The 26,358-nt window shown below is 43.0% G+C and carries 20 protein-coding genes; 9 read left to right on the top strand and 11 right to left on the bottom strand.

Translation table 11 applies throughout. The features are described 5' to 3' along the window. Positions 1-198 precede the first annotated feature (198 nt). From ZOBGAL_RS21475 to ZOBGAL_RS21460, 4 genes are all read left to right on the top strand, one after another. Entirely contained in the window at positions 199-1,050 is an 852-nt protein-coding gene (locus ZOBGAL_RS21475; RefSeq protein WP_013995885.1) for a helix-turn-helix domain-containing protein, read from the top strand. A gap of 235 nt (positions 1,051-1,285) precedes the next feature. After that, entirely contained in the window at positions 1,286-2,122 is an 837-nt protein-coding gene (locus ZOBGAL_RS21470) for a helix-turn-helix domain-containing protein (protein WP_013995884.1), read from the top strand. Between the two features lie 118 nt (positions 2,123-2,240). After that, positions 2,241-2,600: a hypothetical protein gene (locus tag ZOBGAL_RS21465; protein WP_046287640.1), complete on the top strand. Its 360-nt coding sequence runs from the start codon at positions 2,241-2,243 to the stop codon at positions 2,598-2,600. Between the two features lie 302 nt (positions 2,601-2,902). Beyond that, entirely contained in the window at positions 2,903-3,478 is a 576-nt protein-coding gene (locus ZOBGAL_RS21460) for a hypothetical protein (RefSeq protein ID WP_013995882.1), read from the top strand. A 157-nt stretch (positions 3,479-3,635) separates the two neighbouring features. On the opposite strand, the gene leuB is transcribed toward ZOBGAL_RS21460, so the two are convergent. The 6 genes from leuB to recG form a co-directional block, all read right to left on the bottom strand. Then, positions 3,636-4,691: a 3-isopropylmalate dehydrogenase gene (gene leuB, locus ZOBGAL_RS21455; RefSeq protein ID WP_013995881.1), complete on the bottom strand. Its 1,056-nt coding sequence runs from the start codon at positions 4,689-4,691 to the stop codon at positions 3,636-3,638. A 211-nt stretch (positions 4,692-4,902) separates the two neighbouring features. Beyond that, on the bottom strand, positions 4,903-6,420 hold the full coding sequence (locus tag ZOBGAL_RS21450) for an alpha-isopropylmalate synthase regulatory domain-containing protein (RefSeq protein ID WP_013995880.1): 1,518 nt from the start codon (positions 6,418-6,420) through the stop codon (positions 4,903-4,905). Between the two features lie 131 nt (positions 6,421-6,551). Next, positions 6,552-7,148, bottom strand: a complete 597-nt coding sequence (gene leuD / locus ZOBGAL_RS21445; RefSeq protein WP_013995879.1) for a 3-isopropylmalate dehydratase small subunit — start codon at positions 7,146-7,148, stop codon at positions 6,552-6,554. Between the two features lie 39 nt (positions 7,149-7,187). Further along, positions 7,188-8,603, bottom strand: a complete 1,416-nt coding sequence (gene leuC / locus ZOBGAL_RS21440; protein ID WP_013995878.1) for a 3-isopropylmalate dehydratase large subunit — start codon at positions 8,601-8,603, stop codon at positions 7,188-7,190. A 356-nt stretch (positions 8,604-8,959) separates the two neighbouring features. After that, positions 8,960-9,730 (bottom strand): hypothetical protein, encoded by a 771-nt coding sequence (locus ZOBGAL_RS21435; protein ID WP_013995877.1) that lies wholly within the window; start codon positions 9,728-9,730, stop codon positions 8,960-8,962. 220 nt (positions 9,731-9,950) lie between these two features. Next, a complete protein-coding gene (gene recG / locus ZOBGAL_RS21430; RefSeq protein WP_013995875.1) occupies positions 9,951-12,056 on the bottom strand; it encodes an ATP-dependent DNA helicase RecG in 2,106 nt (701 codons plus the stop codon). A gap of 78 nt (positions 12,057-12,134) precedes the next feature. On the opposite strand from recG, the gene ZOBGAL_RS21425 reads away from it, so the two are divergent. After that, positions 12,135-14,195 carry a M1 family metallopeptidase gene (locus ZOBGAL_RS21425; protein WP_013995874.1) on the top strand — a complete coding sequence of 687 codons (2,061 nt, stop codon included), beginning with the start codon at positions 12,135-12,137 and terminating at the stop codon, positions 14,193-14,195. A 3-nt stretch (positions 14,196-14,198) separates the two neighbouring features. After that, positions 14,199-15,119 carry a patatin-like phospholipase family protein gene (locus ZOBGAL_RS21420; protein WP_013995873.1) on the top strand — a complete coding sequence of 307 codons (921 nt, stop codon included), beginning with the start codon at positions 14,199-14,201 and terminating at the stop codon, positions 15,117-15,119. A gap of 66 nt (positions 15,120-15,185) precedes the next feature. On the opposite strand, the gene ZOBGAL_RS21415 is transcribed toward ZOBGAL_RS21420, so the two are convergent. The 4 genes from ZOBGAL_RS21415 to ZOBGAL_RS21400 all read right to left on the bottom strand — a co-directional run bounded on the left by ZOBGAL_RS21415 (position 15,186) and on the right by ZOBGAL_RS21400 (position 19,523). Then, positions 15,186-15,707: a DUF7935 family protein gene (locus tag ZOBGAL_RS21415; protein WP_013995872.1), complete on the bottom strand. Its 522-nt coding sequence runs from the start codon at positions 15,705-15,707 to the stop codon at positions 15,186-15,188. 75 nt (positions 15,708-15,782) lie between these two features. Further along, entirely contained in the window at positions 15,783-16,553 is a 771-nt protein-coding gene (locus tag ZOBGAL_RS21410; RefSeq protein ID WP_013995871.1) for an OmpA family protein, read from the bottom strand. A 68-nt stretch (positions 16,554-16,621) separates the two neighbouring features. After that, on the bottom strand, positions 16,622-18,196 hold the full coding sequence (locus tag ZOBGAL_RS21405; protein WP_013995870.1) for an FMN-binding glutamate synthase family protein: 1,575 nt from the start codon (positions 18,194-18,196) through the stop codon (positions 16,622-16,624). 49 nt (positions 18,197-18,245) lie between these two features. Then, positions 18,246-19,523, bottom strand: coding sequence for an amidohydrolase (locus tag ZOBGAL_RS21400; protein ID WP_013995869.1), 1,278 nt, complete (start codon positions 19,521-19,523; stop codon positions 18,246-18,248). Positions 19,524-19,782: 259 nt separating this feature from the next. On the opposite strand from ZOBGAL_RS21400, the gene ZOBGAL_RS21395 reads away from it, so the two are divergent. The 3 genes from ZOBGAL_RS21395 to ZOBGAL_RS21385 all read left to right on the top strand — a co-directional run bounded on the left by ZOBGAL_RS21395 (position 19,783) and on the right by ZOBGAL_RS21385 (position 25,619). Next, positions 19,783-21,645, top strand: a complete 1,863-nt coding sequence (locus ZOBGAL_RS21395; RefSeq protein WP_013995868.1) for a DNA topoisomerase IV subunit B — start codon at positions 19,783-19,785, stop codon at positions 21,643-21,645. Between the two features lie 25 nt (positions 21,646-21,670). After that, positions 21,671-24,406, top strand: coding sequence for a DNA gyrase/topoisomerase IV subunit A (locus ZOBGAL_RS21390; protein WP_013995867.1), 2,736 nt, complete (start codon positions 21,671-21,673; stop codon positions 24,404-24,406). A gap of 256 nt (positions 24,407-24,662) precedes the next feature. Continuing rightward, positions 24,663-25,619, top strand: a complete 957-nt coding sequence (locus ZOBGAL_RS21385; protein WP_013995866.1) for a sterol desaturase family protein — start codon at positions 24,663-24,665, stop codon at positions 25,617-25,619. Positions 25,620-25,972: 353 nt separating this feature from the next. Here ZOBGAL_RS21385 and ZOBGAL_RS21380 read toward each other — a convergent pair whose 3' ends face one another. After that, positions 25,973-26,350, bottom strand: a complete 378-nt coding sequence (locus ZOBGAL_RS21380) for a DNA topoisomerase IV subunit A (protein WP_046288134.1) — start codon at positions 26,348-26,350, stop codon at positions 25,973-25,975. Positions 26,351-26,358 lie beyond the last annotated feature (8 nt).

Below are 26,358 nucleotides of genomic sequence, written 5' to 3'. Positions count from 1 at the left end.
TTTCGCTTTTGTATAGTAACTCTGCTTGTTTTGTGTACTTTTTTTCAGCGGCTATATATTGATTTTTTTCTTTATTAATCCTTGTGTTTATAAGCAAAGGGTAGATGGTCGATTATACCGTATTCGCTACAAACTATACAATTCATACGTTATAAATGTCTGTTTTTTACTACTTTGGTAATAATCAATTCGTTAAATATGCATACTGCATACCCTCCACCCGAAGCATTGCTCCCTTTTGTTTCTTTCTTTTATGAAATAAAATGGGAGCGAAAAGATTATGGGGAAAAGATAGAGGAATTCATACTTCCTAGTGGAATGGGCTTTATGGTGTTTCAATATTCAGGGAGCATTTATGGTCGTTCTATAGGCGGTAAAAAGCCTTTTGTCCCAAAGTGCTATACTACAGGTCAACAAATTAACGCCTACACCCTTACTTCCGATGACGAAATTGTAGCGTTAATTGGTGTAGCCTTTAAGCCGGCAGGACTCCGTAAATTGTTTGGTTTTGATATGCATACTTTGGTAGATACTCCCTTGAGTACGGAAAGCCTTCTCAATGTGAATCTCACTAAGTTTTCACATCAGCTTGAACGGACTACAGACCCACAAGAAAGAATTTCAATGGTAGAGCAATTATTGTTGGACAGAGTAGACAGGGCCAATAAAACTAGCCCTATGGTTGATTTGGGCTTAGAAATGATGTACGAATCTTATGGGTGTATTCAGGTAAGGGAAGTATCGGACAAACTGAATGTGAGTATGCGTTATTTTCAAAAAAAATTTAAGGAGGTCGTCGGAATTCCCCCTTCGACCTTTAACCGTATCGTACGCTTTAATAATCTGTTTTCTGAAATTGATATGAATGCGCAAAACGATTATGCCAGCCTAGGTACATTGTATAATTATTATGATTTTTCACATTTTTATAAAGACTTTAAAAAGTACTGTGGCCATACACCTCGCGAGTTTCATATAGAACGATTTAAATTTATTCAAGAAGTATTTGTCAAGGATTCACTTTTTATAAAAAATGTACAAACGCTTTGATATATTTCATTTGATTATCAGTAAGTTAGTTTTATTTCTGGGTATTTAGAACGCATTTTTACATTCTTTCCTAAAACCTATTTCTTTTCTTCGTTGTCAAGTGTAAAAGACGAATGTATCATTGACGATTCCCCTGTATCACATCAATAAATGAGTTTGCAAAAGCTCTTTTGTTTTTGCGCTCTGTACGAAGGCCCTCTAGGGTTCGATGACATTCTAATTCAATTTTTGTAATATGGCTACACATGATTTTATTACTAAGGCGCCTTCCAAATTATTGGAACCTTACGTTTATTTCTATTTTCAACAAAAGATTAGTGGAGATAGGCAAAAGAATCCTCATTTGTATCGGCAGACCACCTTACCCACAGGATGCGTTTTTCTTGGGTTTAATTTTAATGGTTCATTGGTTTTTGACTACAGCGATCAAATTGGACTTATTGATTACCCCGTTTATATAGCCGGTCAACAAGACTGTATGTACGCAATGGAAATGCCTCAAGATAGCGATTTGTTTGGGGTGGTTTTAAAGCCGACGACGGCTTGTCGTTTAACGAGAATACCTATTAACGAATTACGGAATTTTGCAATTGAGGCCAATTACCACTTAGACAAAAGTTTAAAGGAGCTCCATGGTAAAATGATGGGGAGCGATATTAATAGTCGGGTTTTACTTTTTGAACAATGGCTTGGTTCCCAAGTTTTGAAACAGAGACAAGATCCGGTATTCACTGATTGGGCGGTTGAGGAAATCATCAATCGGAAAGGAATCATTCATACCAATACCTTGGCCCGAACGCTAAAAGTAAGTGAACGTCATTTACAACGTGCATTTAAGGAACGTATCGGTCTTCGGCCCCATCAATATGCCACCATTGTTAAGGTCAATCATATAGTAAACGATTTTAATCGTACCAAAGCTCCCTTGATCGATTTATTATGTCAATATGAGTATTATGACAAATCACATTTTCGCAAACAATTTCGAGCGATAACACATACAACACTTTCTTCCTACATGGGCTTTCAGAATGAGGCCGCCCAATCATTTTTAAAGCAGATTGCATTTTAGTCGGTTTTTTACCCCCATAACAGTCTTTCTTCCAAGTATTTTGGCTTCATAAAAGCTTGAGCGGAGTAAATGACCGCGCAGATAGTATATATGATTGTTTAATTTAAATATATAAGCTATGCCTATTGTATCGGATTTTATTACAGTTATTGGTAATGACCATGTATTAATCACAGATGTAGAACGAGATTTTCCTTTCGGAACAGGTGGGAGGGAAGGTAATCGTAATGCTATTATTTTTATTATGGTTAGAAATTTAAGGGAGACTCTTCCTGTTAAAATTAATGGAAAGCATATCGGTGACTTGACTGCTTATGATCCTTCTTGGGATTTTCAAGATGCTTGGTTTACACAGATCCTTACTTTTCCAGGGTCTTATTTGAAAGTGCAAGGGAATAATGAACTTGAACTGGAATCGTCTACTACGGATAATTACTTTGTTAAAAATGTGCAGTGCTTTTTTCATCAAAATGCTTAGGCCTTAGAATTTAAGGAAGACATAATTTCTTAAAACGGGGCGTAATCTCATAGAAATCATTCGGAATCAAGATGAAGGTGCTTTTGTTACATTTTTTCTTGATTCCGATTTAAAATTCTACGGTCTAAAACCTATAAGAACAAGGCAGATGGCAAATTCTACGCTTAGAAACCTTACAACGTAGCGCTGCCACTAACAAATCAAAAAGAAGAGTATGAATAAAACTTGAATGGGATGATTCAAGCCGTTTGCTAAGATTACAAATCACGAAATTAAATATGAACCTCTAAACACTATAAATTATGAAAACTACAATGAAATTTTACTTATCGATTTTTGCTCTAGGGCTATTTTTTGTTGCTTGCGATAAAAGCGATGATACTGAGGATAAAACAGATGGGGAAGATATAGAAGAAGTCACTATTGTTGAAATCTGGAAATCTACCGCTTCAATTATGGAAGAAGCCAGTGACTTTAATAATGACGGGACGAAGAATACGGATTTTAATAAAGAGGTAGAAGGTGTCCCTCAGGGAACTATTACTCTTAAGAGTGACGGCACAGGAACGGCATCTAGCTTTGGTGCTTTGTATATAATATATTCAGAAGAGGAGGATACCTACGAAACAATTTACGAGCCAGTAGAAGAATCAGAATCTGAAGTTGCAATAGTTTGGACTAAAGATGGAGATAAACGGATTTTGAAATATGATGCGGATACTGATCAGCCATACACGCAAACTGGGGTTGTTTCCGGTGAAACCCTTGAAATCTTGAATGTACTACCAATTTTTACGCATAATATCGAAGAAGATATATATCTGTTTTATGAAGAAATAAACATTGCTTGGCTTTATGGAAAAGAAGATGTTGAGTAGTTTAATATGTCAATATTGTCCTTTTAGCATTTTTTAATGTTGGCCGGATAAATAGAAAAGTGCTAAATCCTAAAGCCTCCTTTGGAAAGGATGTTCAGAGATTTAGCACTTTTAAATATTAATTGTCCCACGCTAGTTGTCGGGAAAAGGGTTCTACTTAAACGTTCTTCGCTAACCAATCGCCAACTTCGCTTGTCTTGTATGCTTTAGCATCTTCGGAAAGGTCTTCGGTTACAATACCTTCGGCTAAAGACTTATTCACTACACGACGGATATCGTCTGCTTCCTGTTGTAGACCAAAATCTTCAAAAAGCATAGCTGCTGAAAGTACAGTTGCCAATGGGTTGGCAATGTCTTTTCCTGCGGCCTGTGGGTATGAACCGTGAATAGGTTCGTACAGTTTTGTTTTTTCGCCTACGGAAGCAGAAGGCATTAATCCCATAGAGCCTGAAATTACAGAGGCTTCATCGGTCAAAATATCTCCGAAAAGGTTTTCTGTGATGATAACGTCGTATCCTTTTGGCCATTGCACCAATCGCATGGCAACGGCATCAACAAATTCGTAAGAAACCTCAACCTCAGGATAGTCTTTTTCCATGGCCTGTACGGTTTCTCTCCATAAACGTGATGACTCTAAAACGTTGGCCTTGTCAACACAACAAAGGCGTTTAGAACGGTTCATGGCCATCTCAAAACCTTTTTTGGCCAAACGTTGAATTTCGGCGCGCGTGTAGGTCATGGTGTCAAAAGCCGTATTGCCATCGTCTTTTCTACCGCGCTCTCCAAAATATACACCACCGGTCAATTCACGAAGAATTATCAAATCGGTACCTTCAATGCGCTCGCGCTTTAAGGGCGACTTATCGATTAAAGAAGGGAAGGTGAAAGTCGGGCGTACATTGGCAAAAAGACCCAATTTTTGTCTCATTTTCAATAAACCTTGCTCAGGGCGTACTTTTGCGGAAGGGTCATTGTCAAATCTAGGGTGGCCTATGGCTCCAAAAAGAACGGCATCTGCACTGGCACAAACTTCATGGGTTTCATCCGGATATGGTTCTCCAACGGCATCAATGGCCGCGGCACCTGTCAACGCAGGTTTCCAGCTGATCTCATGCTTATATTTGGTTGCGATAGCGTCGCAAACTTTTACGGCTTGGTCAATAACTTCGGGGCCGATTCCATCTCCGGCCAATAGTGCAATGTCTAGTTTCATTCTTTTTTAGCTTTACGCTACACGCCAATTACTTTGTGCTGTGTATCTATTTTGGTGTGTAAGGTTAATTAAATTTTATTTATCAAATTATTTAAACTTTTTCTGGTCCTGTCAACTTTGTCATTAAGGTCCTCAAAAAATTGTCGTTCTATATACCCCAAATCCTTCCCTGGAACCGTAAAGTGTTCCAGTTCGTGGGTCGATAGCGTAACTAAATGATATTGAGCATCTTTTCAGTCGCTTTGATCGCTGATACCGTTTGATCGGAATCCAGTCCCCGGGTAATCAATTCCTTACTTCCATTCTGCCAGGTGATTATGGTCTCACATAGGGCGTCTGAATTACTGCCCGGTGGAATCCTTACGGCATAGTCCGTTAGTTTCGGAAACTCCATTTTCTTTGAGGAGTAGAGTTTGCGAAGGGCGTTCATAAACGCATCGTATTGTCCGTCTCCTTGGGCATGGGCCTCTAAGAGTTCGCCATTGATTTCTAAGGAAACCGTAGTCGATGGGCGAAGCCCCTTTGAATGGGTGAGTACGTAGGATCGTATGAATACTTTCTGTTGATGGTCGTCTCCCTCGCCTAAAACATCGGAAATGATATAGGGCAGATCATCTTTGGTTACCCTTTCTTTTTTATCGCCCAATTCAATGATGCGTTGGGTGACTTTTTTCAGCTCTTCATCGTTAAGGGTGAGTCCGAGTTCCTGCAAATTCTTCTGTATGTTGGCTTTTCCCGAGGTTTTGCCTAAGGCATATTTTCTTTTGCGACCAAAACGTTCGGGCAATAGGTCGTTAAAATACAAGTTCTTTTTACTATCCCCATCCGCATGTATGCCAGCGGTTTGTGTAAATACATTATCCCCTACAATAGGTTTATTCGAAGGAATTCCGACCCCGGTAAAGGCCGAAACCAATTTACTGACTTTGTAGAGCGAAGACTCGTTGACCTGAATCTGGATGTTCGGTAAAAAATCGTTGATTACGGCAATGGCACTTGCCATTGGGGCGTTACCGGCCCGTTCTCCCATACCGTTCACGGTTAGGTGAAGGCCATGGCAACCGGCTTTTACGGCTTCCATTACATTTGCGACCCCGAGGTCGTAATCGTTATGCCCGTGAAAATCAAAATGGGTATCGGGGTAACGTGTTACGATTTCTGAAATATAGGCGTAGGTTTCCGAATAGGTGAGTACGCCCAAGGTATCGGGAAGCAAGACCCGTTTAATGGGTTGCTTTGTTAAAAAATCGAGGTATTGAAAAACGTACTCCTTTGAAGAGCGCATACCGTTGCTCCAATCTTCTAAATAAACATTGGTGGAAATGCCGTTTTTTGAAGCCTGTTCTATAGATCTTGCAATATCGGCAAAATGTTCTTCAGGCGTTTTTTTAAGTTGATAGGTAAGGTGGTTCAACGAACCTTTGGTCAAGAGATTCTGTACTTTGGCCCCGGCCGTTTTCATCCAATCTATCGATACACCGCCATCAACGAAGGTGAGCACCTCTACTTTGTCGATACAGTTCTCCTCGGAAGCCCATTGTGCGATTTGTTTGACGGCTTCGAGTTCCCCATCGGAAACCCGTGCCGAGGCAACTTCGATACGGTCAACTTTTAATTCTTCTAAAAGTAGTTTGGCCAAGGTCAGTTTCTCGGAAACGGAAAAGGATACACCAGAGGTTTGCTCGCCGTCTCGCAGCGTAGTATCCATAATTTCCAGTTTTCTTTTCATTTGCTCTAGGGTTTCTTTAGAACTGTATTAGGGTGATTTTGTAGCGATTGATGTAAAGGAAAAAACAACCTGCCGAAACGCTGATGGTCCGGCAGATTGCGTTAATCTTTTAGGAGGTCTGCAACAGAAGCCTATAATGGTCTGTCTGCGGCAAACTCCTTGATTTCGTCCTGAATGTTCAAAAGGTAGTCGATGTCGTCAAAACCGTTTAACATATTCGCTTTTTTATAGGCGTTGATGTCAAAGCTTTCCGATTCCCCTGTGCTTTCAATGGTAATGGTCTGCTCAGGAAGGCTCACCTCAAAAGAGGCCTTAGGGTCGGCTTCGATGGCCTTAAAGATTTTGTCTAAAAATTCGGCACTTACCTGTACGGGAAGAACACCGATGTTCAAACAGTTGTTTCTGAAAATATCGGCAAAGAAACTTGATACTACACAACGGAATCCGTAATCGTAAACGGCCCAAGCGGCGTGCTCACGGGAAGAACCTGATCCGAAGTTTTTGCCACCGACCAAAATACGGCCGCTATAGGTTGGGTTGTTCAGTACAAAGTCTTTCTTTTCGGTACCGTCGCTGTTATAGCGCCAATCCCTAAAAAGGTTGTCGCCGAAACCCTTGCGTTCGGTAGCTTTTAAGAATCTAGCAGGTATGATCTGGTCGGTATCCACATTCTCTATGGGAAGTGGTACGGCCGATGATTTTAATATATTGAATTTATCGTATGCCATAATTTCAAATTGTAATTCTGAATTAAAAGTAAATTAGGGTTAGGCGGTTTCAAGTTCCATTAAGTCCCTTGGGTCGGTAACCTTTCCTGTAACGGCAGCTGCAGCGGCAACTAAGGGACTGGCCAATAAAGTCCTTGAACCTGGGCCTTGTCTTCCTTCAAAGTTTCTATTTGATGTACTCACCGCATACTTTCCGGCAGGTACCTTGTCGTCGTTCATGGCCAAGCAAGCCGAACACCCAGGCTCGCGAAGTTCAAAACCGGCTTCGTTTAAAATGGCCAATAGGCCTTCGTCTTTAATGGCTTTTTCTACCCTATGTGAACCGGGAACCAACCAAGCGGTAACATTAGGGGCTTTTTGACGGCCTTTTACCAAGGAGGTGAACAATCTGAAATCTTCAATTCTTCCGTTCGTACAGCTTCCCAAGAAAACAAAATCGATAGGTTTGCCCATCATGCTGTCTCCTTCACTGAAGTTCATGTACTGTAAGGACTTTTTGTAAGTGGCAACACCACCTTCAACAGCTTCCGCTTGCGGAATACCGTGTGTAATTCCGATGCCCATACCAGGGTTGGTACCATAGGTGATCATCGGTTCTATGTCGGCAGCGTTGAAAGTGATCTCTTTATCAAATTCTGCGCCTTCTTCGGTAGGAAGGGATTTCCAATAGGCCATAGCCTTGTCCCATGCCTCACCGGTCGGTGTAAATTCTCTTCCTTTTACGTATTCGAATGTTTTTTCGTCAGGGGCGATCATTCCTCCACGGGCACCCATTTCAATACTAAGGTTACAGACCGTCATTCGGCCTTCCATGGTCATATCCCTGAAAACTTGTCCGGCATACTCCACAAAATAGCCTGTGGCACCTGATGTAGTCAATTGTGAAATGATATACAAGGCCACATCTTTAGGGGTAACCCCTTTGTTAAGGCTGCCCTCAACATTGATCCGCATACTCTTTGGCTTGGTCTGCATAATACACTGCGTAGCCAAAACCATTTCTACTTCCGAGGTGCCGATACCAAAGGCGATGGCTCCGAAAGCCCCGTGAGTGGAGGTGTGTGAATCACCACAAACGATGGTGGCGCCAGGTTGGGTGATGCCGTATTCCGGTCCCACAACGTGAACAATACCGTTTTTTTCATGCCCAAGGCCCCAATATGAAATACCAAACTCATTGGAGTTCTCCTCTAACATGCGCAACTGATTGGCGGAAAGTGGGTCTTCAACAGGTAGGTGTTGGTTGATGGTAGGGGTGTTATGGTCGGCCGTAGCAAACGTTTTTTCAGGATGCAGCACCTTGATGCCCCTATTTTTTATACCTAAAAAAGCAACGGGACTCGTTACTTCGTGCACCATGTGGCGGTCTATAAACAATACGTCGGGTCCGTTTTCAATGTGTTGTACCACATGCGAATCCCAAACTTTATCGAATAATGTTTTTTTTGTATTCATCTCATTTAAATTCTAAGCTCACAAATCTAACGAATGTGGGCGTTGTTAAGAAATTATTGTGGTTGAAAATTACGATGTTCAACCTTAAGATCTGGATTGTTGTCAAGTAATTTGTAAGGCTTATTTATCGAACAATATGGTCCATAATATTAAACAATGGGCTAGTGTAAGACTACTTTAATGCTGTTTGGGAGGATTGTTATTTTCATCAGAATAAGCGATTGCCTAATGAGTGCGCCTGAATTATTGTTCACACATAAAACCTCAAATGAAATAGTATTGTCATCAATAATTTAGAAATAAAAAAAGGAGACATATGTAAAAAAGCGGTTTTATAAAACATGTAACTCAGATTATTATTGATAATAAAAAGTATAAGTGTTTATAGCTCCATCTTGGTCCGTTTGGCTTTCCTTGCTTGGATAAATATCGTTGTTGTACATGAATGTAGAAGAGTATGAATAAACATCAAGGTCGTTGAGTTTAAAAGAATATGCGGTTACATTATTTTCGCCAGAAAATAAGTATTCAAAACCTTTCATATTGTCCTTTATACCATGGGTCACACTTTTTTTGTTATCGTATGAATAGGATAAGACTCTGGTCTGTGGGGTTTCGATAGTAGTTTCGGTTAGCTTTAGAATGTTGAAACTACCCGCTTCCAAATCATAAGTGCCTTTCGCTTGCAGTGAGTTTTGAGCGTTTAAGTCTCCCCCATATCGCTCAAAAGTTACCGTTGTCTCGTTGGGATAAGAAAAGACAATTCGCTCACCGACAGATTTTGTATAGTACAATTTTGTCTCTTCTGTAAGTTTGCCTTCGTTATTATATGTGAAAAAACGTTCGTCAATCGCTCCCGAAGGAAGGGCGGTGTATTTTATTTTTGTAATGAAGCCATCTTTATAGGTATATTCTTCATTGCCATTTAATGACCTTACTTCTAATAATTCATTGTCGTTCTCGTAGTAATAATTTTTCGAAAAGGAAATATTGTTAGAATATACAACATCGATCTGTTCGATTAAATGATCACCGTTAAGGGGTAGACTTAGTTTGTCATCTGCTTCATCCTTTTCGTCACAGGCCAACATCAAAACAAGTAGGGAGAATACAAAAAGCTTTTTCATTTATTATCTAGGTTAGATTAATGGTTAAATGTAATTTAATTTATAAATACGCATAAGAAAATAGGGTCATAATTCTCAATTTTTCGTTTCGATGTATTAGTAGGGTAGCTTCGGCAATCGTTGAAAGAAGTAAAAATAAGTGGTCGCTGATGAAATAGGGGGCCATACTTTATAAGTGGGAAGATTAATAGTAGATACTGGCGTTATATGAAACGGAATGCTAGCTTATGTAATTCCAGATATTTTTGTATTTCGCCAGCTGGGCATAAGTGTGTCTAATGGCCATGTTTTCCGGTTTTTCAAGGCCAGGATCGTCTTTTAATAGTTGTATGGCATGGTACCTGGCCGTTTTAAGAATATCATTGTCTTTTACGATATCGGCGATCTTTAAATTCAGTACGCCGCTTTGTTGGGTGCCCATGATGTCGCCAGGGCCACGTAACTTCAGGTCGACCTCGGCAATTTCAAAGCCGTCGTTGGTATGTGCCATGGTCTGTAATCGGGTTTTGGCTTCGGTAGATAATTTGTGCCCGGTCATAAGGATACAGAAACTCTGGTCGGCTCCCCGGCCCACACGACCCCGCAGCTGGTGGAGTTGTGATAGACCGAATCGTTCGGCGCTCTCTATGATCATCACAGAGGCATTGGGGACGTTTACGCCTACCTCTATAACCGTAGTGGCGACCATGATCTGGGTTTCTCCCTTTACGAAGCGTTCCATTTCATAGTCTTTGTCCGCCGGCTTCATTTGTCCGTGTACAATGGAAATCTGGTAATCGGGTAGGGGGAAGTCGCGCGCAATACTTTCGTATCCATCCATTAAATCTTTGTAGTCCAAGGCCTCTGACTCTTGAATGAGGGGGTATACGATATAGATTTGACGCCCTTTTTTTATTTCGTCCCGTATAAATTGAAAAACCTTTAAGCGGTTGCTGTCGTACCGATGTACGGTTTTTATGGGTTTTCTTCCCGGAGGCAGCTCGTCGATTATGGAAACATCCAAGTCGCCGTAAAGGCTCATGGCCAAGGTACGGGGAATGGGCGTTGCCGTCATGATCAGTATGTGGGGCGGAATCTGGTTCTTGTGCCAAAGCTTGGATCGCTGCGCCACACCGAACCTATGCTGTTCGTCTACAATGGCGAGTCCTAAATTTTTAAATTTCACCTTGTCCTCCAGTAGGGCGTGGGTACCTATTATAATGTTGAGCTCGCCGCTTTCCAGTTTTTCGTGAATCGGACGCCGGTGCGCCTGTTTTACCGAGCCCGTCAATAGGGCGCAGTTGATGCCCGTACCTTCCAGAAGCTCTACGATACCGGTATAGTGTTGGTTCGCTAAAATTTCAGTGGGGGCCATAAGGCAGGCCTGAAAACCGTTGTCAATGGCCAGGAGCATGGTCATTACGGCGACTATGGTCTTTCCTGAGCCTACATCGCCCTGTAGAAGACGGTTCATTTGGGCATTGCTTCCTAAATCGGCCCGAATTTCCTTGATGACCCGCTTTTGGGCGCCCGTAAGCTCAAAAGGCAAGTGGTTTTTGTAAAAATCGTTAAAAAGCACTCCTACTTGGTCAAAGTTAAAGCCCTTTATTTTTTGCTTGTGCAGCATGTTCTTGGCAATCAATTGAAGCTGAATGTAGAACAGCTCTTCGAACTTTAATCGGAATTGGGCCTTGGCCAATAGCTCTTGGTTCTTTGGAAAATGAATATTGAACAGGGCTTCGCTCTTGGGGATAAGCTTTAGCTCGAACATCAATTTTTCCGAAAGGGTCTCGGTAAACTTTCCCTTGGTTTCAATGAATATTTGTTGTACCAGTTTGCTTATTACCCGGTTGGTAATTCCTTTGTTGTTGAGTTTTTCGGTTGATGGATACACGGGTTGCATCAACACCTTAAGGCCTTGCTCATGGTCTTTTAAAAGTTCCATTTCAGGGTGGGGCATAGAAAACTTGCCATTGAACCAATTGCATTTTCCGAAAATCACATATGGGGTGTTCAGCTTTAAATTTTCCCTGATCCATTTTTGTCCCCTGAACCACACCAGCTCCATCTCGCCGGTCTCATCGACAAAACTGGCAACAAGGCGTTTGCCCTTTTTTTGCTCCACGGTTTTGATGTGCACCACCTTTCCGATAATCTGCACATCTGCATTGCTGCGCTGCAGTTGGCCTATCTTGTAATAACGGGTTTTGTCTATATAACGGTTGGGAAAAAGATTCAGTAAATCTTGAAACGTATGTATACCCAATTCAGACTGCAAGGTTTGGGCCCGATTGGGGCCTACACCTTTTAGGTATACAATAGGTGTCTGAAGTGAATTAGCGTTCATGGGACTAAAATAGGTGATAGGTGCAATTGCGACAAACTAAAACATTAAATTTGGTCTACTATTTGTTCTTAAAATTTCATGAGATACTTTTTATTACTTCTTTTTTTCGGTTTTGTTTCTTTTTCCTTTGGGCAGCATCAAGATAAGGTCGACTTTGTTCGTGCCGATGTATATATAGAACCCGTTCCTTTGAATAAAGAGATCATAGGGAGGGTGGTCTATCGATTTAAGGTGCTTCAAAATGTAGATTCGGTCTTTCTCGATGCCAAGGATATGAGGTTTGAAAAAGTAGAGATGAACGGTAAGCAAGTCGATTTCATTGCAACCGATAAGACGATTTCCATTCGTAAAAAACTAAAAAAGGATACATCCCACGAGCTTACGATAGCCTATGTGGCCAAACCAAGGCAAACCGTTTACTTTTTGGGCTGGGGCGATAAAATAGAAGGGAACGAACAGGTGTGGACGCAAGGTCAGGGCAAGTACACCAGTCATTGGCTGCCTAGTTTTGACGATATGAACGAAAAGGTCGAGTTCGACTTGGCTATTCAGGCGAATCAAACCTACGAGGTAATTGCAAATGGTAAGTTGCTGTCGGTCTCTAAGGGCGAGAACGGTAGGCCTGTGTGGCTTTTCGATATGGAAAACCCCATGAGTAGCTATCTCTTGGCTTTTGCCATCGGCCATTATAGCAAGCAAGAACTGAGCTCTTCAACGGGAGTTCCCATTCTAAATTATTTCTATCCGCAGGATAGTGCAAGGGTTGAACCTACTTATCGCCATACCCGACGGATTTTTGATTTTTTAGAGGATGAAATAGGGGTTTCCTACCCTTGGCAGGATTACAAGCAGATTCCGGTTCGGGACTTTCTTTACGCAGGGATGGAAAATACGGGGGCCACGATTTTTTCCGATGGATATGTCATAGATGCTACGGCCTTTGTAGATAAGAACTACGTCAATGTCAATGCCCACGAATTGGCGCACCAGTGGTTCGGTAATTTGGTTACTGAAAAAGACGGAAGCCATCATTGGTTGCAAGAGGGCTTTGCTACCTACTATGCCTATTTGGCCGAAAAGAAAATTTTTGGTGATGACCATTTCTATTGGAAATTATTCGATACGGCCAAGGAACTTCGTGAAATCAGCGAAGGCGGCAAGGGGCAAGCCTTGGTCGACCCTAAAGCCAGTAGCGCCACGTTTTACGAAAAGGGGGCTTGGGCCTTGGTGATGCTCAGGGAATTGGTAGGGGATAAGCCTTTTAAAAAAGGAGTTTCCGATTATTTGAACACCCATCGATTTAAAAATGTAACAATCGACGATTTCTTAAGGGAAATGGAACGGGCGTCAGCCGTAAACTTAGAGGGGTTTAGGGTAAAATGGTTAGAGTCCTCCGAATTTCCATGGGACGAAGCCAAGACCTACCTTATGGATAAAAACGAAGCCCTGTCCGCCTTTCTTGGGTCGGGACACGAACTGAAGGATTTGGAAAAGGAATTACAGGCGGAAAGGCCGGTACAGTACAAAGAAGCCCTGGTAGATGAACTGGCCCAAGAGATTTTAGACAAAGATCGGTTTGCCCCTTTGTTCGATCATCCTCAGTTAAAAGTCCGCCAAAAAGCTATTCAGCTGATCGACCAAATTTCAAGTATCCATAAGGAAAGTGCGGAAAAATTATTGGACGATACGAGTTATATAACCCAAGAGTTGGCCCTGTTCAAGCTTTGGTCGTCTTTTCCCGAGAGCCGTAAGGCCTATTTGGATGCGACGAAGGAAGTGATCGGCCTACCGAACAAGAACGTCCGCTTACTGTGGTTGTTCCTTGCCGTGGCTACTGAAGGATATGAGGCGGAAAACACCCGGAAATACTTTGCGGAATTGACCGCTTACACTTCGCCCGAGCAGGGTTGGGAAGTGCGTATCGGAGCTTTTCAGTATTTGCGGGAAATAGGTTTTACCGATGAGGGACTGGCCAATCTTATAAATGCTACAAACCATCACTCTTGGCAATTTAAAAAGTATGCACGGGGCCTAATCGGTCAACTTTTGGAAGATCAAGAGTATAAAACCCGTATTGAAAAATTGGTAGGGAAACTAAACCAAGAGGAAACACGTTATATTAGCACCAAACTAAACTAAATCATGAGGGCATTGGTCATATCGGGCGGAGGTAGTAAAGGCGCTTTTGCAGGAGGCGTAGCGCAATACCTTATGGAGGAACTCCATCACAAGTACGACCTGTTTTTGGGAACGTCTACGGGCAGTTTGCTTATTTCGCATCTGGCCCTTCAGAAAATCGAAAAGATCAAGGAGGTGTATACCTCGGTGAACCAGCACAGTATTTTTAGCAATTGCCCCTTTACCATACAAAAGAAGCACGGGGTACACACGATCGGTATCGATCACTGGAATGTGCTGAAGAATTTTTATAAGGGAAGGAAGACCTTCGGGGAAAGCCGAAATCTTTTAAAACTGATTAAAAGGACCTTGACGGTAGAGGAGTTTGAAATTTTAAAGCAGGGCCCAAAGGAAATTATTGCAACGGTCTCCAATCTTTCCCTAAATCAAGTGGAATACAAGAGTATAAACGACTACAGTTACGAAGAGTTCTGTGAGTGGATATGGATTTCGTGCAACTACACCCCGTTTATGAGTTTGGTGCGCAAGAACGGCTGTGAATATGCCGATGGCGGCCTTGGGAATATGGTGCCGATAGAGGAAGCCATAAAACGAGGGGCCAAAGAGGTCGATGTCATTGTTTTGCAGACCGAGGTGAGCCATCTGAACCGCTTGCCGTCACGTAATGCCTTTTCCTTGCTTACCACCATGTTCGAATATATGCTTGATCGTATCGAGCATCAAAATATAAGGATCGGTAAATACGTCGCCAAGCATAACGATGCCATTATCAATTTTTATTATACCCCGACCGTGCTCACTACAAATTCCCTTATTTTCGATAAGGAAAAAATGACGGTCTGGTGGGAGAGTGGCTATAATTTCGCAAAATACAAGAATACGGAACTCAACCAGATCGAGCCCGAAAAAGGCGAAGTGTTATAAAAAAAAGACCACTGAACAAAAAAATGCCCAGTGGTCAACTATTAGATTGAAAGGATACTAATTAATTTACTCCCAAAGGTATTTGATCTCTTTCTTTATAAAAGAGAGTGCGGTACCAGAAGGTGATTGTTTTTCCATCGTTTCCGTTAAGATGTCTTCCCGTAGTTTGTCGGCCGATTCGGTTTCGCTCATGGCCGCTTTTCTGATCATTTGTACCGTAGCGCTTTTTGCCGCCTTGATAACGTTCCAACACTCATCGCTCATGTATATCTGTTGTGATAGATTGTGTTCGAACTCGGTCTCTATGCTTTTGATCAGCAAACTCTCGTAGGCATTTTTATCGGATGATTTTGGAGCCACGCGAACCACGAGGCTCGGTATGGCGATGCGCTCAAGAAAAAGGGCCATACGTTCATAGGCTTGTAAGCGAACCGGAATAGTGTTCTTCTGCGAGTCTTTGTGCAAAAGAAATCGTCTACGTCCTTCTTCGTTCTTGGTGTGCATCTTAAAAAAGTAAAAGGCCACAACGCCAGTGACTACCGCCGGTAATAAAAAACCGAACATTTGTAAAATTCCTTCTCCAGACATGTTTTTGGTATTTGGTTAATTTGGGTATTAGAACGGAGGATTTTAGCAAAAAGTATATGACGTTTCGTATAACTTTTAGTTCTTCATGTGCTCTCTGACCATCAGGTAAAACTTGTCGAATTCAGGGTGGATGTTTACTTGAACCCCTTCTTTTAGGTTTCCGTCGCGTCCAAGGGCCTTAATGCGCTCTGCGGGGATATTGAACTTGCTTTGAAGCAATGTAGCCAATGCTACGGCTTGTTTGGCCGGGGTTTCGAGGTCTCCGGTCATGCTAAGGCCTTCAATGGTCACCGCTGTAGTGGGATTGGCATTCAAGATGTTCGCTATTTTTTCAACCCAAGCTTCCGCCTGTGGGGTCGGGGTCGTTCCTGTGTCACTTCCAAAGAGGCTGGCGAGGTCCGACGAAATGACCACGGCGCCTTCGGAAACACCGATTTTGGCATTCTCGCCCATAGTCTGTTTTACATTGGTAAGCACTACTATGGTAGTGGAATCGTTCGTGGCGATTGCATCCTTGATGGCCTTTAATTGTCTTTCCTTGGCTTCGAGGCTTTCCATGGCGCTGTTTACAATATTCGAGTTTTTGTTCGATACCTCGGCAAAACTATTTAGGTTTTTCATGAGGGTATTGTTCGCGTCTTGAAGCTCGGTTACCTGTGATTCGAAGGATTCGGCCTTGGCTACGGCCACTTTCTCGTTCTTTCTGGCGTCGAATATCTCGGCGTTCACAGAGTCTAACTGGGACTTTAATTGGTCGATTTCGGCTAAAAGATCACTTTTTCTCTGGGCTTGTAACGATATACAGGTACATGCGATAAGGCCAAGGGCAAGTAGGGATTTTTTCATGAATTACACTGATTAATTATTTTGTTAATATGATTTGGAAATACTAAATAACCGTAAACAAATGTATATTATTCTTTGGTGTTTTCACAATGCTTTCCACCTAAGTAAATACAATCGTATAGTTTTTGCATATTCTCGAACGGTACTTTTGTCTTGTTATATCCGTAGGCAGAGGCCAAACTACGGCTTAGGTCGTTGTCGTCGACGTTCAGTTGGATGTCGTCCATAGTGTATTGACAAGGGTGTTCGTATCCCGAAGCGTGGGTGATTTCCAGGAACTCTTTTCTAAAGGTCATAAAATACTGTGCCAAGCGGTCGGACTTTAACGGTATGTCAATGCCTTTTTGCAGCCACTTGTTTTGGGTGGCCACCCCTGCTGGGCAGCGGTTGGTATGGCAGACTTGCGCCTGAATACAGCCAATGCTCATCATGGCTTCACGGGCCACGTTGATACAGTCTACGCCCATGGCAAAGGCCATGGCGGCCTTGGCGGGAAAACCGAGTTTCCCGCTGCCGATAAATACGATGCGGTCGGTGAGCTTGCGCTTGAGGAATACCTTGTAAAGGCTTGAAAATCCGTATACCCAAGGCAAGGACACATGGTCGGCGAACGATGGGGGAGCGGCGCCCGTTCCGCCTTCCCCACCGTCAACGGTGATAAAATCGGGACCTTTGCCCGTTTTTTCCATTAAATCGGCCAGTTCTTCCCATTGGTCCAATTTCCCGATGGCTCCCTTGACGCCTACGGGCAATCCGGTTTCTTCCGCGATGTCCTCGATAAGCTGTAGAAGTTCCGTTACGTTGTTGAACGCCTTATGGGTGGCGGGCGAGAGTACGTCCTTGCCGACTTCCACACCGCGTATATCGGCGAGTTCCTGGGTTATCTTAGCTCCGGGCAATACACCGCCTTTTCCCGGTTTGGCCCCCTGTGATAATTTGATTTCTATGGCTTTTATACTGGGGTTTTCCTCTACGAGTTTTTTCATTTTTTCCATGGAAAAATTACCATCAGGCGTACGTACACCAAAATAGCCCGTTCCAAAATGGAAAATGACATCGCCGCCCTGCTTGTGGTAAGATGAAAGTCCGCCTTCGCCGGTATTGTGATAGGCGCCCGACTTGGCCACCCCTTTGTTCATCGCTTCAATGGCCGCGGCCGATAATGAACCAAAACTCATTGCCGATACGTTGATGATGGACTTGGGCCGAAAAGGCTTCCGTCTGTTGTTGTAGGCGCCCATGACCTTGGCGCAGGGAACAAAGGTTTTGTCGATGGCATTGATATGGCCTTCGGGAACCTTGTAGGCCATCATCTGGTTCTTTACGAAAATGTGCTGATGGGCGTAGATGTCCCGATCGGTACCAAAGCCTTCGTAGTTGTTCTCTTTTTTGGCGGAAGCGTATATCCATCCTCTTTCGATACGGTTGAAAGGAAGTTCTTCACGGTTATTGGCCACAAAATATTGACGCATTTCGGGCCCTATGCTTTCGAGCCAATAACGTAAATGTCCGACAATCGGAAAATTGTGTGAAATGGTGTGGGAACGTTGAAAAAATATGTCGCGAATACTCACTAAAACAAGAATGATCAAAAGCCATCCCCACCAAGGAATGGCCTGTAAAGTGTCGAGAATTTGGCTCATAAGTAGTAACGGTGTGTTTAAATTGATAATTTAAGTTGAGTATTTTAAGTTATTGCTTGTTAAGATAATCGATACTTATTTCCGTCAAGGCTTTAACACCTAGTAGCAAACCACTATCATCAATGATGAAATCGGGGGTGTGGTGTGGAAACGACGCTGTATTTCCAGGGGTCATTCCTCCTAAAAAGAAAAAGAACCCAGGGACTTCCTTTTGGAAATAAGAGAAATCTTCAGCTCCTGTAACGGCTTTTTGGGTCTGTACATTGTGTTCGCCCGCCACTCTGTTCAAGGTGGGGAGCATTTGTGTAACCAGGTCGGGGTCGTTGTAAGTGATTTCCGTTGCGTCTACAATTTCAATGGTGGCATCACCGCCATAGGCCTTTGCGATAGCGGGCACCATTTCTTCCATACGTTTGTTGATAAAGCTTTTCATGTCGTAATCAAGCGTACGTATGGTGCCGATCATTTCAGCATCTTCCGGAATGATGTTGAAGCGAACACCGCTTGTGATCTTTCCTACGGTGATAACGGCTGCCTCGTTGGTGAGTTCGGCTTCACGGCTGATAATGGTCTGTAGCCCGTCGATGATCTTGGCACTGATCAATATGGGGTCGACTCCCGACCAGGGGCGGGCGCCGTGGCTTTGTTTTCCTTTTACCTTGATGGTGAATTTTTGCGCGGCGGCCATGGTTCCTCCAGATTTATAGCGGATGACGCCAACGGGTGTTTGGGAGTTGATATGGAGTCCGAAAATGGCATCGACATCGGGATTTTTTAACACACCTTCCTTGACCATGAGTAGGGCGCCGCCTTCTTCCCCTGGAGGGGGACCTTCTTCTGCAGGTTGAAAAATAAATTTTACGGTCCCCTTTATTTTGTCGGTATGTTTGGAAAGGATTTCCGCAACGCCCATGAGGATGGCGGTATGGGTGTCGTGTCCGCAAGCGTGCATGACAGGGACTTGCTCTCCTTTAAAATCGGCGGTTACGGTGGATTTAAAAGGGAGGTTGTTCCGTTCAAGAACGGGAAGGGCGTCAATATCGGCCCGCAAGGCCACTACCTTGCCTGGTTTTTTCCCTCGTAGAATACCGACAACCCCGGTATGGGCCACCCCGGTCTGCACTTCTATGCCTAAAGCGGTCAGGTGTTCGGCTATTTTTTCGGCCGTTTTAAACTCGCGATTGGAGAGTTCGGGGTTTTGGTGGATTTCCCTCCGCCATTCGATGACCTTGCTTTCGATCGCTTTGTAGTCCTTCTCGAACTTTTGGGCCAAGGTCGGAAGGGTGAGTCCAAAATAGAGCAATAGGCCTATAAACAGTTTTTTCATTAGATAAAGGGTTTTGTCGATAATATTTTTTTACTGTGATTTATTTTGAAAGAAGCTTTTTGTTATAAAAAGTCCGAAAGAGGCTATATTTCTGATTTTCTGTTTAAAATACCCCTTCTAAAGCGCAAAATTTGACATAATTGGTGAATATATCAACAAAAAGAATAAATTCATTGTTAATTACTTTAACACTTTGGGGTTTTATCTTTTTAATTGTCGTATTATCTTTAGCGATACTTTAGTTCCAAACCCCTGATTTATGTCCGATAATTCCCAGTACACAGAAGACAATATCCGTTCACTCGATTGGAAAGAGCATATTCGACTGCGACCTGGTATGTATATCGGTAAGTTGGGCGATGGCTCATCTGCCGATGATGGTATATATATATTATTAAAAGAGACCATTGACAACTGTATCGATGAGTTTGTAATGGGGGCGGGTAAGACCGTAGAGATTTCCATTCAAGGGGAACGTGTGATCGTTCGCGATTACGGTCGTGGTATTCCTTTAGGCAAGGTGGTGGATGTGGTTTCAAAAATGAACACCGGTGGTAAGTACGATTCGCGGGCCTTTAAAAAGTCCGTTGGTCTGAACGGTGTAGGTACCAAGGCGGTAAATGCCCTTTCGAGTTATTTCCGTGTAGAAAGTACGAGGGACGGAAAATCAAAGTCCGCCGAATTTAAGACCGGGGAACTACAGAACGAGGAACTGCTAGAGGAAACCACCAGACGTAGGGGGACCAAGGTTACCTTTATTCCTGACGAGACCATATTCAAGAAATTCAAGTATAGAAACGAATACGTTGAGCGCATGCTCAAAAACTACGTCTACCTCAATCCGGGGTTGACCATAGTTTTTAATGGGGAAAAATTTCACTCCGAGAACGGTCTAAAGGATTTGTTGGAAGACAATAACAACGCCGAAGACATCCTTTATCCGGTCATCCACCTTAAGGGGGAAGATATCGAAGTGGCCATTACACACAGTAAGACCCAATATAGCGAGGAGTACCATTCTTTCGTAAACGGACAGCATACGACCCAGGGCGGTACGCACCAAGCGGCCTTCCGTGAGGCCTTGGTTAAGACCATTCGCGATTTTTACGGAAAGAATTACGATGCGTCCGATGTTCGAAAATCGATTATTTCGGCGATTTCCATCAAGGTGATGGAGCCTGTTTTTGAAAGTCAGACCAAAACCAAGCTAGGGTCAACGGAAATGGGAGGAAATTTCCCCACGGTACGTACCTATATCAATGATTTTATCGGGACACATCTCGATAACTACCTGCATAAGAACCCTGAAACGGCCGATAAGCTTCAACGTAAGATCATGATGGCCGAAAAGGAAAGAAAGGAACTTTCCGGTATTCGGAAGCTGGCGCGTGACCGGGCGAAAAAGGCTAGTTTGCACAATAAGAAGTTGAGGGATTGTCGCGTACACTTGGGCGACATGAAAAACGACCGCCGTTTAGAGAGCACCTTGTTCATTACCGAGGGGGATTCCGCTTCGGGGTCCATTACCAAATCAAGGGACGTGAATACGCAGGCCGTATTCAGTCTTCGTGGTAAGCCCTTGAACTCCTACGGCATGTCAAAGAAAATCGTTTATGAAAACGAGGAGTTCAATTTGTTGCAGGCGGCATTGAATATTGAGGAGTCGATGGAAGATTTGCGATATAACAATATTGTAATCGCTACGGATGCCGATGTGGATGGTATGCACATTCGCCTACTTTTGATCACTTTCTTCCTGCAATTCTTTCCCGAGTTGATAAAAGAAAATCATTTGTATATTTTGCAAACCCCATTGTTCCGTGTCAGGAACAAGAAGGAGACCATATATTGCTATAGTGAGGAAGAGCGAAAAAATGCAATTCAAAAATTGACCGGTAAAGCTGAAATAACACGCTTTAAAGGTTTGGGTGAAATATCTCCCGATGAGTTCAAGCATTTTATCGGGGGTGATATTCGCTTGGAGCCCGTTATGCTCGACAAGGCTATGTCCATAGAGCAATTATTGAGTTTTTACATGGGCAAGAATACGCCCGACCGACAAGAATTCATCATAGAAAACCTTAAAGTAGAGGTTGACCTTGTAGAAGAAAATCAATTATAAACCAAAGAAATACGATTTTTTCTGAATGGAGGAAAATGACGAACTGAACGAAGCTAACAATCAGAATTCGCCTGAAGGCCAATCGGAGCAATCCGCCGAAGAAGGCCAGGGGCAAGTCAATGATTCGGAGGTAACGGATGGAGAAGACCAGGGACAGGATGACGCGCTTACGCGGGTTACCGGAATGTACAAGGACTGGTTTTTGGATTATGCATCTTATGTGATATTAGAGCGCGCAGTGCCGGCCATAGAAGATGGCTTTAAGCCTGTGCAACGGCGTATCATGCATTCTTTAAAAGATCTTGATGACGGTCGTTACAATAAGGTGGCCAACGTGGTAGGGCATACGATGCAGTACCACCCGCACGGTGATGCCAGTATTGCCGATGCCATGGTGCAGATCGGGCAAAAAGACCTTTTGATAGATACCCAGGGTAACTGGGGAAATATTTTAACGGGTGACCGTGCAGCGGCCTCGCGATATATTGAGGCGCGATTGTCGAAATTTGCCTTAGAGGTAGTTTTTAGTCCGAAAATCACCGAATGGCAGCTGTCATACGATGGTAGAAAAAAAGAACCGGTAAACCTTCCGGTAAAGTTTCCCTTGCTTTTGGCGCAAGGGGCAGAAGGTATTGCAGTAGGACTTTCGACCAAGATATTGCCGCATAACTTTATCGAGTTGATAGATGCCTCTATCAAGCACTTAAAGGGGCAGCGCTTCAAGTTGTTTCCTGATTTTCCAACAGCGGGAATTATAGATGTATCCAATTACAACGACGGGCTCCGTGGAGGAAAGATCCGGGTACGGGCCAAGATTGCACAGCAGTCGAAATCTACCTTGATTATAAGTGAGATACCCTATGGGACCAATACTTCTTCTTTAATCGATTCTATTCTTAAGGCAAATGAAAAAGGGAAGATAAAGGTCAAGAAAATTGAAGACAATACCGCTGCCGAGGTAGAGATATTGGTGCATCTGCCACCAGGTATCTCGCCCGACAAGACGATTGACGCCTTGTACGCCTTTACGGCATGTGAATCTTCGATTTCGCCCTTGGGCTGTATTATCGAAGACAATAAGCCTCTGTTTATAGGGGTGACGGAAATGCTGCGTCGTTCTACGGATGCTACGGTGGAATTGCTTCGACAGGAACTTGAGATCCAACTTTCGGAATTAGAGGAGCAATGGCATTTTGCCTCTCTGGAAAGAATATTTATAGAAAACCGTATTTACCGCGATATTGAAGAAGAAGAAACGTGGGAAGGGGTTATTGCGGCAATCGATAAGGGGCTTGCTCCGTATACGAAGCATTTAAGGCGTGCGGTGACCGAGGAAGATATTGTTCGCTTGACCGAAATCCGTATTAAACGGATTTCAAAATTCGATTTAGATAAGGCACAACAACATCTTGATAATCTGGAAGAAAGGATTGCGGAAGTAAAACATCATTTAGAGCATCTGACGGATTATGCCATCGCTTATTTCCAAAGATTGAAGGATACTTATGGTGAAGGGCGTGAGCGTAAATCTGAAATACGTCTTTTTGATGATATTGAGGCGACCAAGGTGGTCATTCGAAATACAAAACTATATGTAAATCGTGAGGAGGGCTTTGTGGGAACCTCGTTAAAACGCGATGAGTACGTTACCGATTGTAGTGATATCGATGATATTATCGCTTTTACCCAAGATGGAAAGATGATGGTGTTTAAGGTCGATTCAAAGACTTTTGTGGGCAAGGGGATAATTTATGTGGCGGTATTTAAGAAAAAGGATAAGCGTACGGTGTACAATATGATCTATAGGGATGGCAAAGGCGGTCCGACCTATATTAAGCGCTTTAATGTGACCAGTATTACCCGAGACAAGCATTATGAGATGGGCCGGGGGAAACCGGGCACTTTGGTGCATTATTTTTCGGGCAACCCTAACGGGGAGGCCGAAGTGGTAACGGTGAACCTGCGCCATGTGGGAAGCATTAAGAAACTGAGATGGGATATTGATTTTGCCGATATCATGATCAAGGGACGGGCTTCGAAAGGCAATATCGTGACCAAATATGCCGTAAAACGCATCGATTTAAAAGAAAAGGGACTTTCTACCCTAAAACCACGAAAATTATGGTTCGATGAAACGGTGCAGCGTTTGAATATGGATGAACGTGGGGAGTTTTTGGGTGAATTCACTAGCGAGGACCGATTGTTGATCGTTAATCAGACCGGTCTTGTGAAAACCGTAATTCCGGAATTGACCCTCCATTTCGATGAAGATATCGTTGTTCTTGAGAAGTGGATTCCAAAAAAGCCTTTGTCTGTAGTGTACTGGGAAGGGGATAAGGAGCTGTATTATGTAAAACGCTTTCTGATAGAACACCCCGACAGGGAAGAGAATGTGTTGACCGACCATCCAAAATCGCATCTTGAGATATTCAGTACCGATTATAGGCCGATGGTCGAGGTGATTTACGCGAAAAAGCGTGGTCAGGAAAGAAAAGAGAATTGGTTGGTAAATCTAGAGGAGTTTATTTCCATTAAGGGAATAGGGGCCATGGGGAATCAGTTGACCAAGGAAAAGGTCTTGGAAATCAATGTTTTGGATCCTTTGCCATATGAAGAGCCCGAGCCTCAAAAAACCGAGGATATCGAGGTGGTTGACGAGGAAAGCTTAGGGGGTAATGCCGGAGCAAAGACAGATGGACCGACCGATCCAAAATCGGATAAAGGAGGCGATGACGATGTGCAGACCTCTTTGTTCGAGTAATTTTCGATGATAAAACCGTGTCGAGGAAGGTTTGTTGAAATGACGGAAATTTTTGGAAAAAAATAAAAAATCGAATAAATTGTTCAATATCGGCGCTTGAAAAAGCGTCGATAAAGGCTTGGGCATTTTATTTCTAAATAAAATGATTACTTCACGGAGCCCTATTTGTGTTGACTATACTATAATAGTCTTAAATGATGAGCAGAATGCAAATTAGGTCTTATTAATGTTATCTTTGGCCAAAATTGTTTAAAATATGGATTTGACGAACCCCCTAATTTATGGTGTGCCCTGCTTTATAGCATTTATTTTGCTAGAAATCACTTATAGCCACACACATGGAGATAAAGACCTTTATGTGTGGAAAGATTTTATGGCCAGTGGTGCAATGGGTATCGGTTCGGCAATATTGGGTCCGCTTATCAAGGTTACCGTTCTTATTACGGTGTTTACATATACCTATGAATTTTTTAACCCTGTAGTCGATGGGGTTCGTACCAATATAATGGGGTATGAGTCTTTCGGGTACTCTTGGTATGTTTTCTTACTGTGTCAATTAGCCGATGATTTTACCTATTACTGGTTTCACCGGGCCAATCATGAAGTGAGGATATTGTGGGCCGCACATATCGTACACCATTCTTCCGATCATTTTAATTTGGGTACGGCCATTCGTAACGGTTGGTTTACGCTTCTGTACAAGCCGTTTTTCTATATGTGGATGCCGGCAATCGGTTTTCCGGTCGAAGTGGTAATTTTTGCCTTGGCCATTGAGTCTTTTTGGCAATTTCAATTGCACTCAAAGTATGTGCCTAAAATGGGGTGGGTCGAAAAGATTTTCAACACCCACACCATGCACCAGGTGCACCATTCTCAAAATGTGGAATACTTGGACAAGAATCACGGGGGCTTTCTAAATATCTTTGATAAAATGTTCGGTACTTGGAAGGAGCTTGATGATGATGTAGAAGTAAAGTTTGGTGTTATCCATGCTCCTAAAAGTTATAATCCCTTGGTGATTCTAACCCATGAATTTAAGGATATATGGGCCGACGTTAAAAAGGCCAAGAAATTCTCGCACAAGCTAATGTATATTTTTGGACCTCCAGGATGGAGTCCTGATGGTAGCACGCTTACGGTCAAACAACAGCAGCGCCTCTTTAAGGAGCATCGTAAAAAGAGTCCTGAAGTGGTCTATAGCCGGCCGAATTGACAAAGGTTTTGTGATAAACGAAAAAACGACCCAAACGGGTCGTTTTTTCGTTTAAAATACTACACCTAAATTAGTTGTGTTTTGTTTATTGCAGTTTTAGTTTAGCTGTTAGTTAGTCTTGGGTGGGTCTTTTTTTTGCTGTGTTCGGTATTTTGATTTTGGGTGATGAAGATATGGGACATCTTCTTTGGATTTGGTTTTTTAAGCCTTTTAGGGGTGTTTTTGTGTTCAAGCAAAGGTTAGGGTTATTTCTTTTTAAATCCCCGTCCAGAAGTCGCGTATGAAGATGATAGGGCTTTGGGGCGGCTTATCCTGGAAGTTGAAATTGCTTGTTGGGGAAAAGGTGTGGGGCTTTACTCTATTTTTACGGCGGTACCCCTGGAGGGTTGGCCCTGGCCTACGATATTGAATTCAAAAATATATGAATCCTCCGTTGTAGATAGTATTTTCATGTGGATCGACTGTTCTTCCGATTTGTTTTTCGGGTTCAGTTTCTTGACGATGTATTCGCAATCGTTGATCCATCGAACGGATGATGAATCCGATTTTCCTTCGTAGTAATCGATTTCGAGGTCGCCGTAACGTTCGAACAGTGTTGTCTTTTCTTTGCCGTCAATGGTGGTGGTGAACGAGTATTTTCCGTCCTTGAAATCAGCGCAGTTTCTTTCGGGCTGGTAACACGATGCCGTTAGGAGCAACGTAGCCATAATGGGGAGTATTCTCTGTATCATTCCTGCAA

This window comes from Zobellia galactanivorans, assembly GCF_000973105.1.
Taxonomy (GTDB): Bacteria; Bacteroidota; Bacteroidia; order Flavobacteriales; family Flavobacteriaceae; genus Zobellia; species Zobellia galactanivorans.
This window is presented reverse-complemented; position numbering and strand designations above follow the sequence as displayed.

Bases quoted from the DNA above. Each gene is read 5' to 3' on its own strand.
- ZOBGAL_RS21475 (WP_013995885.1), top strand. From the start codon at position 199: ATGCATACTGCATACCCTCCACCCGAAGCATTGCTCCCTTTTGTTTCT.
- ZOBGAL_RS21470 (WP_013995884.1), top strand. From the start codon at position 1,286: ATGGCTACACATGATTTTATTACTAAGGCGCCTTCCAAATTATTGGAA.
- ZOBGAL_RS21465 (WP_046287640.1), top strand. From the start codon at position 2,241: ATGCCTATTGTATCGGATTTTATTACAGTTATTGGTAATGACCATGTA.
- ZOBGAL_RS21460 (WP_013995882.1), top strand. From the start codon at position 2,903: ATGAAAACTACAATGAAATTTTACTTATCGATTTTTGCTCTAGGGCTA.
- leuB (WP_013995881.1), bottom strand. From the start codon at position 4,691: ATGAAACTAGACATTGCACTATTGGCCGGAGATGGAATCGGCCCCGAA.
- ZOBGAL_RS21450 (WP_013995880.1), bottom strand. From the start codon at position 6,420: ATGAAAAGAAAACTGGAAATTATGGATACTACGCTGCGAGACGGCGAG.
- leuD (WP_013995879.1), bottom strand. From the start codon at position 7,148: ATGGCATACGATAAATTCAATATATTAAAATCATCGGCCGTACCACTT.
- leuC (WP_013995878.1), bottom strand. From the start codon at position 8,603: ATGAATACAAAAAAAACATTATTCGATAAAGTTTGGGATTCGCATGTG.
- ZOBGAL_RS21435 (WP_013995877.1), bottom strand. From the start codon at position 9,730: ATGAAAAAGCTTTTTGTATTCTCCCTACTTGTTTTGATGTTGGCCTGT.
- recG (WP_013995875.1), bottom strand. From the start codon at position 12,056: ATGAACGCTAATTCACTTCAGACACCTATTGTATACCTAAAAGGTGTA.
- ZOBGAL_RS21425 (WP_013995874.1), top strand. From the start codon at position 12,135: ATGAGATACTTTTTATTACTTCTTTTTTTCGGTTTTGTTTCTTTTTCC.
- ZOBGAL_RS21420 (WP_013995873.1), top strand. From the start codon at position 14,199: ATGAGGGCATTGGTCATATCGGGCGGAGGTAGTAAAGGCGCTTTTGCA.
- ZOBGAL_RS21415 (WP_013995872.1), bottom strand. From the start codon at position 15,707: ATGTCTGGAGAAGGAATTTTACAAATGTTCGGTTTTTTATTACCGGCG.
- ZOBGAL_RS21410 (WP_013995871.1), bottom strand. From the start codon at position 16,553: ATGAAAAAATCCCTACTTGCCCTTGGCCTTATCGCATGTACCTGTATA.
- ZOBGAL_RS21405 (WP_013995870.1), bottom strand. From the start codon at position 18,196: ATGAGCCAAATTCTCGACACTTTACAGGCCATTCCTTGGTGGGGATGG.
- ZOBGAL_RS21400 (WP_013995869.1), bottom strand. From the start codon at position 19,523: ATGAAAAAACTGTTTATAGGCCTATTGCTCTATTTTGGACTCACCCTT.
- ZOBGAL_RS21395 (WP_013995868.1), top strand. From the start codon at position 19,783: ATGTCCGATAATTCCCAGTACACAGAAGACAATATCCGTTCACTCGAT.
- ZOBGAL_RS21390 (WP_013995867.1), top strand. From the start codon at position 21,671: ATGGAGGAAAATGACGAACTGAACGAAGCTAACAATCAGAATTCGCCT.
- ZOBGAL_RS21385 (WP_013995866.1), top strand. From the start codon at position 24,663: ATGGATTTGACGAACCCCCTAATTTATGGTGTGCCCTGCTTTATAGCA.
- ZOBGAL_RS21380 (WP_046288134.1), bottom strand. From the start codon at position 26,350: ATGATACAGAGAATACTCCCCATTATGGCTACGTTGCTCCTAACGGCA.